Annotated in this window: 9 protein-coding genes and 1 tRNA gene; all 10 read right to left on the reverse strand. The window is 45.8% G+C overall.

Annotated elements, in window-relative coordinates; translation table 11 throughout:
* Positions 1-200 precede the first annotated feature (200 nt).
* Positions 201-2,648, reverse strand: coding sequence for a phenylalanine--tRNA ligase subunit beta (gene pheT, locus KQI_RS0122975; protein WP_010349234.1), 2,448 nt, complete (start codon positions 2,646-2,648; stop codon positions 201-203).
* A 27-nt stretch (positions 2,649-2,675) separates the two neighbouring features.
* Positions 2,676-3,707, reverse strand: a complete 1,032-nt coding sequence (gene pheS, locus KQI_RS0122980; RefSeq protein ID WP_007429535.1) for a phenylalanine--tRNA ligase subunit alpha — start codon at positions 3,705-3,707, stop codon at positions 2,676-2,678.
* Between the two features lie 429 nt (positions 3,708-4,136).
* Positions 4,137-6,002, reverse strand: coding sequence for a ribosomal protection-like ABC-F family protein (abc-f, locus tag KQI_RS0122985; protein WP_029390299.1), 1,866 nt, complete (start codon positions 6,000-6,002; stop codon positions 4,137-4,139).
* A 368-nt stretch (positions 6,003-6,370) separates the two neighbouring features.
* Complete coding sequence (locus KQI_RS0122990; RefSeq protein WP_010349237.1) at positions 6,371-7,411, reverse strand: polysaccharide lyase family 1 protein; 1,041 nt, start codon at positions 7,409-7,411, stop codon at positions 6,371-6,373.
* Between the two features lie 270 nt (positions 7,412-7,681).
* Positions 7,682-7,752 (reverse strand) — tRNA-Gly (locus KQI_RS0122995).
* Between the two features lie 106 nt (positions 7,753-7,858).
* Positions 7,859-10,000, reverse strand: a complete 2,142-nt coding sequence (locus KQI_RS0123000) for a bifunctional diguanylate cyclase/phosphodiesterase (RefSeq protein WP_010349238.1) — start codon at positions 9,998-10,000, stop codon at positions 7,859-7,861.
* A 339-nt stretch (positions 10,001-10,339) separates the two neighbouring features.
* The gene (locus KQI_RS0123005) at positions 10,340-11,443 is read right to left on the reverse strand and encodes an ATP-binding protein (RefSeq protein ID WP_010349239.1); all 1,104 of its coding nucleotides are present in this window, start codon (positions 11,441-11,443) and stop codon (positions 10,340-10,342) included.
* A 338-nt stretch (positions 11,444-11,781) separates the two neighbouring features.
* On the reverse strand, positions 11,782-12,198 hold the full coding sequence (locus KQI_RS0123010; RefSeq protein WP_007429530.1) for a hypothetical protein: 417 nt from the start codon (positions 12,196-12,198) through the stop codon (positions 11,782-11,784).
* A 258-nt stretch (positions 12,199-12,456) separates the two neighbouring features.
* Positions 12,457-12,996 (reverse strand): peroxiredoxin, encoded by a 540-nt coding sequence (locus KQI_RS0123015; protein ID WP_007429529.1) that lies wholly within the window; start codon positions 12,994-12,996, stop codon positions 12,457-12,459.
* 340 nt (positions 12,997-13,336) lie between these two features.
* The gene (gene leuB, locus KQI_RS0123020) at positions 13,337-14,413 is read right to left on the reverse strand and encodes a 3-isopropylmalate dehydrogenase (RefSeq protein WP_010349240.1); all 1,077 of its coding nucleotides are present in this window, start codon (positions 14,411-14,413) and stop codon (positions 13,337-13,339) included.
* Positions 14,414-14,615 lie beyond the last annotated feature (202 nt).

Consider the following 14,615-nt stretch of genomic DNA (forward strand, 5'->3'; position numbering starts at 1 on the left):
CCCTCCTTCAATACTACTGTATGTTGATTCTAAGTTGTGTCCGATTCTATGGTACCCCGCCCTTGGTGGAGCGTTCAACCCCATAGTCCGGCTTCCCCGCAGCGGGTGAATATCAGAGTAGAGAGCTTCAATGATGATAGGCCAAAAAGCCGTATCGAACCTCTGTCACTAAGATTCGATACGGCTTCCCGCATTTCCTGCTACTTTCTCAATTCCGCTCCAAAAGTTTGCTCCAGAGACGTAACGACAGGAGAATGCGCCGCATTAATTTCTTCATCCGTCAGCGTGTGCTCCCAATGACGGTAGGTCAGGGAAATAGCTACGCTCTTCTTGTCCTCACCAAGCTTGCTGCCTGTAAATACGTCAAACACCCGTGCATCCTGCAACAGTTCTCCGCCTGCAGCATAAATAACACGAAGCAGTTCGCCTGCCTCAACGTCTTTGTCAACCACGAGAGCAATGTCACGTTCCACGGACGGGAAGCGAGCCAACTCTCTAAATTGGATATGATTGTTGGCATGTTCAACGACTTGCTGTAAAGCAATTTCAGCTACATACGTATCATTCAGTCCATAAGACTGCTGCAATTCCGGATGGATTTGCCCGACCGTACCGATTCGCAGGGAGCTTCCATTCACATCCAGCCATACCGAAGCGGAACGTCCCGGATGATAACTTTGTGGTTGGTCAGCTACATAACGAATGCTTGCACTCAGCCCGAAATAGTCGAACACCGTTTCAAGTGCCCCTTTAATATCAAAGAAATCGACCTTCTCAGCACCGATGTTCCATTGTTTTTCACGGCGCACTCCAGTCAACAGCAGACTGAGCACTTGAATTTCCTGCGGCTGACGGGTTAATGTTTGCTCCTCTGTGTAAAATACAGTGCCTATTTCAAAAATCGCCAGATTTTCCTGCTTCCGGTTCATGTTGTACACCGCTGTATCCAACATCTGCGGAATCATACTCGTACGCAGAACGCTGCGGTCTTCGCTCATAGGCATCGCCAAACGAACCGGATGGCTGCCTTCTGTCAGGGCATTAAACAAGCCCGCGCTTTGCGGATGTACAAACGAATAACTGATTGTCTCTTGCCAGCCGCCATGCACCAGCAATTTGCGCAGCGAACGACGCAATGATTGTGATGCCGTCAATGCTCCCGGAGTGGTAGGCCCTTCAATCGGCGTGGTCGGAATGTTGTCGTAACCGTACAGACGCGCAACCTCTTCGATAAGATCCACGTCAATGGTAATATCCCCGCGGCGCGTAGGCACTTCAACTTCCATCACACCCTGCTCTGCATCGCCGCAACCAAAATGCAATCTACCGAAGATCGTTTTAACCTCAAGCAGTGACAGCTCTGTTCCCAAATATCGATTTATTTTATCTAGCGACAGCTTGATAATACGATTTTCAGCTTTTGCAGAAGCAGATTCTACGATACCCTGGTGTACAACTCCCCCTGCGTAACGTTGGATCAGCGCCGCCGCACGGTTTACAGCAGGTACAACGGCACCTGGATCAACCTCTTTTTCAAAACGCAGGCTTGCTTCCGAACGAAGTCCAAGTTGACGGGAGGTTTTGCGCACCGTACCGCCATCAAACTTCGCGGATTCCAGCGCAATGCTGACAGTCGCATCTGTCACTTCCGAATTAGCCCCACCCATCACACCTGCCAGTGCAATCGGCTTCACTCCGTCCGTAATCAGCAGCATTTGCGGCTCCAGCTTACGTTCCTGATCATCCAGCGTAATTAATGTTTCGCCTGCGCGAGCAAGCCGAACTTCAATGTTGCCATTTTCCAGCTTATCCGCATCAAAAGCATGCAACGGCTGACCGTATTCCAGCATGACATAGTTCGTAATATCCACGATGTTGTTGATCGGACGAATACCCGCTGCCATCAGACGGTTTTGAATCCACAACGGGGAAACCCCTACTTTTACACCTGTAATATAACGGGCTGCATAGTGTGTACACAGCTCTGGAGTATCTACTTTCACGGATAAATGATCTGCTGCTGCATCACTGATCTCCACCAGATCCTTAGCCGGGTCAGCCAGCGAAATATCACGTCCCAGAATGGCGCTTACTTCATAGGCTGCTCCGTGCATGCTCAAGCAGTCCGAGCGGTTTGGCGTCAGATCAAAATCCAGTACGTAATCATCCAGCCCCAGCAGCTTCGTAATCGGCGTACCAATTTCAGCATCCTCCGGCAGCACGAGAATCCCTTCCTGCAATTCCTTGGGCAGCAGCTTGTCATTCATGCCCAGTTCCTTCGCCGAGCAGATCATGCCCATGGACACAACACCACGCAGCTTGGCCTTCTTAATATGAAAATCTCCTGGCAGCTTTGCACCCACAACGGCAACAGGAACCTTTTGACCTGCGTCCACGTTTTTGGCACCACACACGATTTGCAGATCTTCTCCCTGACCCGCATCGACAATACACACATTCAGCTTATCCGCATCCGGATGCTTTTCCTTGCTTTTTACATAGCCGACAACAACGCCAGTAATCCCTTGGTTGCGATGTTCGACTTCATCTATTTCAATGCCCGAACGGGTGATTTTCTCTGCCAGCTCCTCCGCGCTCACCTGATCCAGCGATACATACTCGGACAGCCACTCGAATGATACTTTCATATGGGTTCACTTCCCTTGATATAGTTGTTATTGACGCGCAAACTGTTTCAGGAACGATAGGTCGCTGTTATAGAAATGACGAATATCGTCAATGCCGTATTTCAAAATGGCAATCCGCTCTACACCCATACCGAATGCAAAGCCACTGTACACCTCGGGATCAAAGCCACCCATTTCCAGTACTTTCGGATGCACCATGCCACAGCCCAAAATTTCGATCCACACGCGTTCGCCATTTTTCTTTACAAAGGTAACGTCAACTTCAGCACTCGGCTCGGTGAATGGAAAGAAGCTTGGACGCAGACGAATTTCGGTCGATTCCCCGAACATTTCGCGTGCAAATTGCAGCAAGGTTCCTTTTAAATCACTCATACGAATGTCTTTTCCAATCACAAGTCCTTCAATTTGGTGGAATTGGAAGGAATGTGTTGCATCGTCATCATCACGGCGGAAAACCGTACCCGGACAAATGACCTTAATAGGCGTTTCACCCTTCATGGCTTCCATCGCGCGAATCTGAACCGGTGACGTATGGGTACGCATTAACAGATCTTCGGTCAGGTAAAACGAATCCTGCATATCGCGCGCCGGGTGATTTTTAGGCAAATTCAACGCTTCGAAGTTGTAATAATCCGTCTCTGCCTGCGGTCCCTCTGCAACTCGATAACCCATGCCTGTGAAAATGTCTTCAATTTGCTCGATCACTTTGTTAAGCGGGTGAAGCCCGCCTTGCGGCAACGCGCGTCCAGGCAGCGTAACGTCGATTTTTTCCGCTTGCAGACGTTCATTCGTTTCCGCTTTCGTGAACTCGTCCTGTTTGCGGTTGACCACTTCTTCAATGGCCTCGCGTACTTCATTGGCTACTTGTCCAACAACCGGACGCTCTTCCGCACTCAGCTTGCCCATACCGCGCAAAATCTCAGTCAACGCACCCTTTTTCCCCGAATACTTAACCCGCAGGTCAGCCAGCTCCTTGGCTGTTGCCACCTTCTCCAATACTTCCAGTGCTTCTTCCTTCAAGGCCAGCAAATGTTCCTTCATTTGGATGGTTTCGCTCATCGCCTGTTCAGTCCCCTTTCTTCATCTCCAGCTTTTCAGACAACAAAAAAAGGTCCTTTCTCCCGGTAAGGGACGAAAAGACCGTGGTACCACCCTCGTTAGACAATCAAGCCCAGCTCACCTATTACTCTGCCTTTCGGCAATACAGGTGCTTGTTCACGCTATGCATCATCATCTCGCTCTGCACGTTGTAACGGTCGTGAACCGGTATCCTCTACTTGCCCATTCGCCATCTACATGACGCTTGAGGTTCAAGGAACTGCTCCGGAGCGAACTTCAACAGCCCATTATTTGCAGAAACGCTCTCAATCCTACGGCGCTTCCTCCCTGTTCAATCGGACACTGTCTACTCTTCTCCATCAAGACATTTTTAATTTCGAACTATTGCTCATTATTATATGCAAACTACCGCGCTTTGGCAAGCAGGGCCTACACTTCATTCTTGTGGATACCAGGAAAATCCAGCTGATCCAGCTTGGCACGAATGCGTCTGATTTCGCTCAGATGCTCATCATGCTCATCCATCATCCCCGTCATTCCCATCAGCTCCGTAAGACGCAGCTGTAATCGCAGACGCTCCTCTCGCTGCTCCTGATCCTCCGGCTCCCGTTGACGGCTTTGCTCGTCTTCTTGCTTTTCGTCGGCTGTTCCCTCATAGATCTCATATCCGCCTCCCGGCTTCAGATCGAGCAATCGGGTTGCCGTGCGCCGCACCAGCTCCCGGTCATGCGAGACAAGCACCAGCGCCCCGTCATAGCTGCGCAAAGAATCCTCGACAATCTCACGGGTTTCAATATCAAAGTAATTTGTCGGCTCATCCAGCACCAGCAGATTGGCTCCACTAAAGTACAAGCGTAGAAAGGCTACCCTGCATTTCTCCCCCATACTGAGCATCCCAATCCTTTTGAACACGTCCTCTCTGGCAAAAAGAAAGCAGCCCAGCACCGTTCTCGCCTCTGTCTGTGTCATTGTCGGGAGGGAAAGCAGGCTGTCCAGCAATGTTTGATCCTCCGGAAGCTGCTCCAGCTCCTGTGAGAAATATCCGATCTTCAACTGTGGATTAGCTGTAATTTTTCCAGTCTGCGGCTCCAACTGACCTGTTAATAACCGAAGCAGCGTGGACTTGCCAATTCCATTAGGTCCCCGAACTGCCAGACGCTCCCCGCGTGCCACGTTCAGATTAAGCTCCTTCACGATGACACGGTCGCCGTAGCTAAAGTCAACCTGCTCAGCACGCAGCGAATATTTAGCCTGAAACCCGCTATCACTTAATTTCATATGCAGAGACGGAGCTTCACGCGGCTTATCTACACGATTGGCTTCCAACCGCTCCAGTTCCTTCTCCTTCGCATGATAACGGGAAATATTCTTATTAGCCTTGGCCTTATAAAAGCTTTGCGTAACGGCCATCTCAACCCTGGAGGCAGCACGATGTGCTCGATTAAACCACTCATTGTAATTTCGAATCGTTTCCTCCAGCGCCTGTCTCGCCAACTCCTGCTTCCGATAGCTGGCTTCCTGCTCTCGCAGTTCCCGCTCCTTTTGCGCCTTATACTCCTTATAGCCGCCTTTATAGCGCTCAATACCCGTGGATGTCAGCTCAACTATGCTCGTAGCCACCCGATCCAGAAAGGCTCTGTCATGCGATACAAACAGCAGCGTTCCATGATACGTGGACAGCCACTGCTCCAGCCAAAGCAAGCTTTCGGCATCTAAATGGTTGGTCGGCTCATCCAGCACCAGCAGCTTCGGTTGACTGACCATCAGCCCGGCCAACCGCACTCTCGTCTTTTGCCCGCCACTCAGGTCACCATAGGCAATAGACCACGTCTCCGCAGGCATTCCCATTCGGGTTAGCGCCTTTTCGACCTCAGACTCCCAGGCAAAGCCTTGCAGGCGTTCGTATTCATCCATCAGCTCACCATAACGCTCCAGATGAACCTCTGTATCCTTCCCAGCATCGGCCAGCTCAGCTTCCAGCTGTCCCAACGCTTGCTTGAGACGCCAGTGCTGAGGGCTAGCCTGTTGTGCGGCCTCCAGTGCGGTTCGAGACAAATTCACTGTATCCTGCTGCTTTAGCCAGCCCCGCTCTTCCAGCGGCAAATCATGCTCTACTTGACCAGAGGTTGGCGCTTCATCTCCCAGTAATATTCGTAATAGCGTCGTTTTACCTGCTCCATTTCTTCCAAACAGCGCGAGCCGTTCTCCTTCTGTCACATCCATCGACACATGCTCAAACAAAGAGGTTCCGTTCCATTCCTTTATTACATTGCGAACACGCAAAATGGTTTTCATACCACCATCATCCTTTCCCAGTCCGGTTTCCACACCGGAAGCAATAAAAAAAGCCGCAGAGGGCTGCGGCTTGCATACTAGGAATTCAGAATGACTGCTATGAATTGTTTCAGAACATACGCTTATACTCAAATAAAACCATGAACGAATTAAACGACTCCCGTTCCGGAATAAACGTATACGTCCCAACTCTCATTTCAGACACACTTCTCCCCGTTGCAGCTTGCAGCCGCCTGCCAGTAACTGTGCAGTTGAATGGGAAAATCAGTGTGCTTACTTCATCGGACGTATGGTTACCTTCCTTTTCATGGGATACTTGCATGCAGTCAGTATAACAGATCCAATCGCATTTGCAAATAAAGTCCGGATTATTTTCCAAATACCAAGGTTGTATTAGACGAACCGGCATATTTAGTTACAAACTCTTTGGTATATTCAGGAGTTTGAACCTGATAGCTATAGTTCTTGCCGGGATTCCAGCTGGTTACACGCGATTTCTGGTTTTTGATGGCAGGAAAACTCCCCACGTCTTTAAACTCGCCATTGGCTTTATCGTCAAGAATACCACCCTTTTCACTACCTTTGCCAAAGTAGTTGTACTCGGAATAAATTCTTGCATTCGTAGCTATCGTGTAAGCCAGTTGGAAGTTATTAATATAGTTATTTTTAACATGGAAATATCCATATCTCATAAGCCCTGGGCCACGGACAAGCAAGTTTTCAAAATAATTATTGGCAATTGTAATATGGGGCATACCATCATAATTTTTATTACCGTCATCAGGATAACCCAGAATGAGACCATATTTATGATTAGCAAACTTTGAATTACTGATGGTTACATAATCAGCCGATTGTCCTACATACAAAAGCTTGTCCAAATCTGAACCATTCGGATTATAATTGTGACCCGAAAAGGTAACGTGATCAATCCAATAGTTGGTCCCGGCAGTAAGATATAATTGAATGTCATCGTTACCGTTAATATTCGCACTGTGCTCAAAAGTTAAGTTTTGAAAAATTACATTTCCTGAATTAGCGGTTGTTTTCAAGTGGATATTTACCAGCTTGTTTTGAGCGTAAGACCCAATAAGCGATTTGTTGGAGCCAATATTGACGACGGTTTTAGATGAAGCTGAAATATTCCTTTCAATCACCAAAATTTTTGGAGTGGAATCCCCTAACTGTTTTTTCAAATCGTTTAGATTGTTGATAAAGACAACCTGTCCATTCTTGCCCCCGGTTGTACTGGGCTTGGAAGCCCCATTTTCATTTTTAGCCTGTCCGGCAAAGCCAGTCAATCCGTTCGTTGACGTATTCGGAAAGTCAGCAGCAGCGAACGTAGAGCTTACCGGAAAGGTAAAAAGCACAAACGTTAAGGCTAAAAAAAGATAAGAAATTTTCCTCATTACAGTCACACCATCCTTTTTTATATTATATTCCATTAATGTTATTATATTTATTTTTTTGAAAATGGTAAATAGTTCTTTCTATCTGTTTATTTATAGCATATATGCGAAATATTTGGATTTTTATTTGTATAACACTGTAAAATAGTTCATAAGAACGCAAAAAAAGCCAGGATGCCCAATGACCCCTAGCTAAAATGTGTCCATCTAATTACAAACAAAATAAAAAACCCTTGCTTCACAAGGGTTTCTAGTAATCTTAAAGCAGAAAGCGGGTGATGGGAATCGAACCCACGCTATCAGCTTGGAAGGCTGAAGTTCTACCATTGAACTACACCCGCATTTTAAAATATCTCAATTCTAATGTAGACACGCTCAAGCTATTGTCAAACAGCTGAATCAGGATGTTATATAGTATAACTCACCCGTTTGCAAAATGCAAGTAAACTACATACTATCCTGAGACAGCCAATTCATAGGCTCGCGTAAAAATAATTTTTCAAAAGCTTCTGCCGGAATAGGACGACTAAAGTAATACCCCTGCCCTTCATGACATTCCTGGGCCTGCAAAAAATGAAGCTGTTCTTCATTTTCTACGCCTTCTGCCGTAACCTTCAGTTTCAAATGATGAGCCATGGAAGCAATGGTAGATACGATGGCCGCATTTTTGCTGTCGACCAGTACCTCATTTACAAAGGAACGATCAATTTTAAGACGATCAATCGGAAGGTTTTTCAAATAATGCAACGAGCTGTAGCCTGTACCAAAATCATCGATACTGATTGCAACCCCGATCGCCTTTATTTTTTTCAACTGTTCAAAGGCCCGATCCTTGTCAAAGGTCATACTCTCGGTAATCTCCAGCTCCAGATAGCATGGTTCCAATTCTGTATAGGCCAAAATACCCTGAATGACATCCACCAGTTTTTTTTGCTGAAATTGGCGCATGGATAAATTGACCGATATCGGAATCGGTTGATACCCGGCCTCCTGCCAGCGCTTGTTTTGCAGACATGCCTCCCGTAGCACCCACTCTCCCAGCGGCACGATCAGACCGCTTTCTTCGGCTACCGAAATAAAATCTCCCGGCATCACCATCCCACGCTGGGGATGATTCCAACGGACTAGTGCCTCTAAACTGGTTAACTCACCGCTTTGCAGGTGAATACGCGGTTGATACACCAATGAAAATTCTTCATTTTCAAGCGCGCGCCGCAGATCATTTTCCAATTGGAGTCTTTCATGCGCCCGCATCTGCATCACACTGGTATACCGCTGAAAATTCACTCCTTGCTCCTTGGCACTATGAACAGCAGTATCCGCATTCTGAATGAGTTGCTCGCTCTGATCCGCATCTAATGGGTACAAAGCTATACCTACGCTCACCATTACATGATAAGACTCTCCATTAATAGGAAAAGGCTGATCGAACAGCTTCACCATATCATCAATCCGATTTCTCATGGCCCCCATATCTTCGTACCCTGTTAGAAGAAATGCAAATTCATCTCCACCCATGCTGAAGACCTCTTCCCCCTCATGGCTAAAATGCCCCAGACGTTCGCCTACCGCATACAGCAGATAGTTGCCTGCCATATGTCCAAGCGAATCATTAATCGTTTTGAAACGATCTATATTCAGCACTAAAAGCGCTACTGTCTCATCAGGCTTCAATGAATCACGCAGCATTTTATCCAGACGTTGGGACAGCCGGCGACGGTTAGGAAGTCCTGTTATATCGTCAGTATAGGCAATCAAATTAAATTCAGATTCTGCAGCCTGCTTTTCCCGGTAGGGAACGAGAACCATTTGCCGGACCAAACCGCTCAGTAGAATATAAAACGCCATCGTATTGCTTAAAAACCCCATAAGGTGATTAACATCACTCATTCGCTCAGAAGACATATAGAACAGCTGACTCACAACACAAAGCCCAGTCCCGCGAATAATAAGCAGCATGCCATGTTCCTCCGGGTGAAATTCACGATATCTTCGCACCCCGAAGACAATAGTAGACACGAGCAGAAATATGATAGCCAGATTCAAGATCCATCCGAGAGCGTCCGCTTCATGTCTTATACGAAGATCCGGTAATCTTGCACCATAAACCTTAATAACCCCCAGGATGAGCAAAGTACAGCCTATACCTACCCACAAAGCAACAGTCTTGTATCCAGGCTTCATTTTTCTATAGGGGAGCAAACAAATGATTAAGAACATAGCAGCAGTAAAAGCTCGATTCACAAACAAAAGCCATAACGAAATACTCGAAGACAAAGCAAAGTCGGTCAGGCTTAGGAAACTAACCGAAACGATATGAACAAGGTAAAGCAGACCAACCACTAGAAATGTCGGCGCAATAAAAAGTCTCTGCAAGGATAACTGCTCTAGCAGAACGGACCAGGACTGATAAAAAATAGAAAAACAAATCGCAGCGCAGGCAAATCCTATAACCGGATATACCAAGAAAAAAACATTATGAGAGTATAACTTATTCAAAGTTACATGAAATAACTGAACCAAGACAAACAAACCTATCGCAGCAACGCCGATACCTACCGTTTTCTTTACTTCCAGTCGTATACTCATCCAGCCTCTTCAGCCCCCTGCATATCGGAGATTCCGATCTCTAAGACGTTTGACAGCTTTGGAAGCCGTTGTTTAAGTCTATAGTCTCAAAAATAATGTTGTATTCTGGTATATAATAGCATTTAATCGGTGAAAGGTGAATCTTTTTTTAGTCTTATATTCACGAATTCATTTTCGCATTCACGCAAAAAAAAGAGCTTACAGCCTCAAAAAAGCGCATGATCTCTTCAGATCATGCGCTCCAACCGACCTTTTTCAACTAAGTGATACCTATGCTCCAACGCTGCACAACGCAAAAGAGATTGCACACAGCATTCCTTTGCGAAAAACTGTGCATTTTTAAACCACAGGAAGCGTGATTTTAAATTGTGTCCCCATTCCATGCTTGCTGTCTACATGAATAAAGCCTCCATGATTTTTGATAATTCGATAGCTCACAGCCAATCCAAGACCTGTTCCACTTTCTTTTGTTGTAAAGAAAGGATCGAATAAACGCGACAATGTATTGTGATCCATACCCAATCCGTTGTCTTCAATACAAATGTGGACATAGGAGCCCTCAAGCACTGTATGGATATCAATACATCCCTCTCGTTCCCCGCCGATGCCTTCAATGGCATCCATCGCATTTTTAATCATGTTGAGAATAACCTGCTTAATCTGCTTTACATCAATGGAAACCTTCATGAGCTCGTCATTTTCATCCAGTGCGATCTGGCAGCCCTTCATCAATGCCTCGCTTTCTGTCAGCATCACAACCTCTTTCAGCAATCCCATCACAGATACAGCCGTTTTTTGCGGAGCCGAAGGCTTGGACGAATTCAAAAATTCGTAAATAATGTCGTTCGCACGATCAATTTCGGTTAAAATAATGCGGGCATACTCATCCCTGCCCAACTCCATCAAATGAGGTCGAAGCAATTGAATAAAACCCCGGATGGCAGTAAGCGGATTACGGATTTCATGGGCTATGGAAGCAGAGATTCGTCCCAGCATCGCCAGTTTGTCATTTTGGTATGCCGTTTGCTCAATCTGCTTGTAATCCGACACATCTTTGACGCTAAACAAAAAATCGCCATCCATCTGATCCCCGTAGGTCACTGTCATCAACCAATGCCGACCATACTCATCAATCAACTCATGATAGCGCTTTCTATGAAAGATAGTTTCTTTATAGATCCGCATGATTTTCTTCTTCTTAAACCGACTTAACTCAGGAAGATGCAAGATCTGCATCAGGTTGCGACCCGTCAGCAAACTACGTGGTAATTCCAGCAATTTCGCCATTTGCACGTTAATAAAGCTCAGTACCCCGTCACTGTCAAACAGCATGATACCACTATCCAGGTTCTCCAGCACATTTTCATACTTGTTATTGGCGATCTGTGTGGGAGGACAAGCTCCCACGGTATCAAGCAAGGCTTCTTGGAATTCACTGATCATGCCAGGCTTCCCCCTTGTTTCGGAATGATAAACTGGCCGTATCGGACGCGTAACATTCTTGAAGAAGAGAAAGACAATCTATCGACTACCCTTCAATGGTGTAGAAAACAGATTCACAAAATTCCGACCAACTCTTTCCAATTTGAGTCTTATTTCATGATAGACAAGATCAAGGATTCGAGTCAATCGGAAAAAGTGTCGAATCCATACTTTTATCCTGTTTTCTTTCGTCATAATATCTGCGCAACATTACCAAAACGAAAGAATAAGTTAGGAATATGCACCCTACACACCAAAGAAGCTCTCGAGAATTGAGAGCTTCTTTGGTGTGTAGGAAGTCAACTGCCGCTCTTATTATGTTGAAGCCGGGATCTTCTTTGGCTCATTACAGCCAGTCTTCTCTTAAGCTCTCCCTGCCATTTTTCATCATTCATCTGTTTGGCTACCATCAATAAATCAAGAGACATGTCAATTTGACGCTTCACAATTTCAAAGGCATCTTCACTCTCACGATTTACACAGTTTTCAAATATCGTATCATCATCTTCCATGACATAATCCTGAAAATCAATCTCGCTTGCCCCATCTCCATGTGCATATTCAGCCAAAATTTCATATTCATTTTCGACTTTATAATGAACTTCAATGCGACGACATACCGGGCAAAACAGCAAAGGAACATTATGGACTTGGGTACGATAATGCTTCAGCGTTCCCTTGGTTCCTACCATGCTTGCTCCACAGCAATAACTCATCTGGGCTCAGCCTCCTCTGAACAAAACCTGTTCTGCGCCTTGTTATCTTCTACACTACCTTATTCGCTTTCGTCTACCAAAATTCCTCCAGAACACAACAACATTTCCATAATTATTTGTTACTCACTCTGTACTACTCCATACAAACAAACTTACTCTAATATTTGTACTACATAACACAGGCAAGCAAGCCCCCAATATCGGCAAAAAAACCGTTTTGGGGGCTCACTTGTTGAATATAAATTTGTGAATCTGATATTACAGGTTTTTGTCGCCTGGTTTCCAGTTCATTGGGCACAAGCCACCGGATTGCAGAGCTTGCAGTACACGCAATGTTTCTTCCACACTGCGACCCACATCGTTGTGGTTAACCACTTGATATTTTAATTCGCCTTCTGGATCAATGATGAACAAGCCGCGCAAAGCAATGCCTTCTTCTTCGATCAGAACGCCATAATCGCTTGCTGTTTTTTTGGTGATGTCAGAGGCCAACGGGAAGTTCAGTTTACCCAGACCATTGTTTTCTTTAGCTGTATTAATCCATGCTTTGTGACTGTGTACAGAGTCTACACTGATACCCAGAATTTCAGTATCCAGCTCTTTGAATTGGTCAGCAGCATCGCTCAATGCTGTAATTTCCGTTGGGCACACAAAAGTGAAATCCAGTGGATAGAAGAAAAATACGAGCCATTTGCCACGGTAATCGGAAAGCTTCACCGAACCAAATTCTTGACCGTCCCCACTCACGGTTTCCAATGCAAAATCAGGTGCAGGTCTTCCTACCAATCTTTCTGCCATAACATGAAATCCTCCTTTAAAATATGTAAGAAAAACACCGTTTGTGTTCTTCTCAATCATCTGTATTGTATTAAACAACTTACTTGATAAATGTTATCATTCGCACAATTCAAAGTCAATATTGTAACCATTACTTTTTTATAATTATTTTAAACTGGATAAAAAATTCACGATTTATACACACTTTGAGAATCTTACACTTACTGATACACAAGCAGCCCCTGATTACTCAGGAGCCGCTGTACCCAACATGGATTGTAAAAGCCTTCGATATAATTCATTGTATGATCTTACTATATAATAGGAAGCTTTTTTTCAGAACAGGTGCGTTTTGGAGCCTTTAGCGGATAGCTGCTGCGATCAGATCACCCATTTGAGTGGTCGAGATGGCTTGAGATTTATCCACCGCAATATCCGCTGTACGATGTCCTGCATCCAGTACCTCAGCCACCGCTTTCTCAATAGCGTCAGCTGCTTTCTCATACCCGAAGGTGAGGCGGAACATCAAAGCAACGGACAAAATCGTTGCAATCGGATTTGCCAATCCTTGACCTGCAATGTCCGGTGCCGAACCGTGCACTGGCTCGTACAGACCAAAACTGCCTTCTCCGAGTGATGCAGAGGACAGCATACCGATAGACCCTGTCAGCATAGCCGCTTCATCACTTAGAATGTCACCAAACATATTTTCCGTCACGATGACGTCAAAGCTGGATGGACGACGCAGCAATTGCATCGCACAGTTATCCACCAATACATGCTCCAGCTCTACATCCGGATAGTCTACAGCGACCCGGTTAACTACTTCCCGCCATAAACGGGAAGTTTCCAGTACGTTAGCCTTGTCTACCGATGCGAGCTTTTTGCGGCGTTTTTGTGCAATCTCGAAAGATTGGCGAACAATCCGCTCAACTTCCGTTACATTATATGCACAGGTATCAACTGCCTCCTCACCCTGAGCACTCTCACGTCTGAACTTCTCACCGAAGTAGATGCCGCCCGTCAGCTCACGCACGACGATCAGATCCGTTCCTTCCAACACTTCTGGTTTCAGTGTAGAAGCATCCTTAAGACAATCGAAGACGACAGCGGGACGAAGATTCGAAAACAGGCCGAGCTCTTTGCGAATACCCAGCAGACCGGTTTCAGGACGAAGTTCCTTGGGATTGTTGTCCCATTGAGGCCCACCTACCGCCCCCAACAAAACGGCATCTGCAGATTGACATATAGCCAGTGTTTCTTCCGGCAATGGCGTTCCCTTTTTATCAATAGCGACTCCGCCAAACAGTGCATGCTCTGTTTCAAACGAAAGACCAAACACTTCTTCCGTACGCTTCAAAATTTTCTCCGCTTCAGCGACCACTTCCGGTCCGATTCCATCACCAGCTATTACCGCAATCTTTTTCACGTCTGCCATCACGTACACTCCTCTTGTTATACAGCCCTACGGGCGTATTTTTCATACTTTCTTTGTAACATATACAGCAGGCTTTGACTAAGATATAGAATCTATCAATTCAATAGGCTCAGCCTATAAGATGGATTTTTCATTGGAAACAACAAAACAGGACCGGAAATACCCGATCCTGTCAGCATTTTGTATCATTTGATTTGCAATG

Origin of the sequence: Paenibacillus peoriae KCTC 3763 (genome assembly GCF_000236805.1) — a bacterium.
GTDB classification, from domain to species: Bacteria; Bacillota; Bacilli; order Paenibacillales; family Paenibacillaceae; genus Paenibacillus; species Paenibacillus peoriae.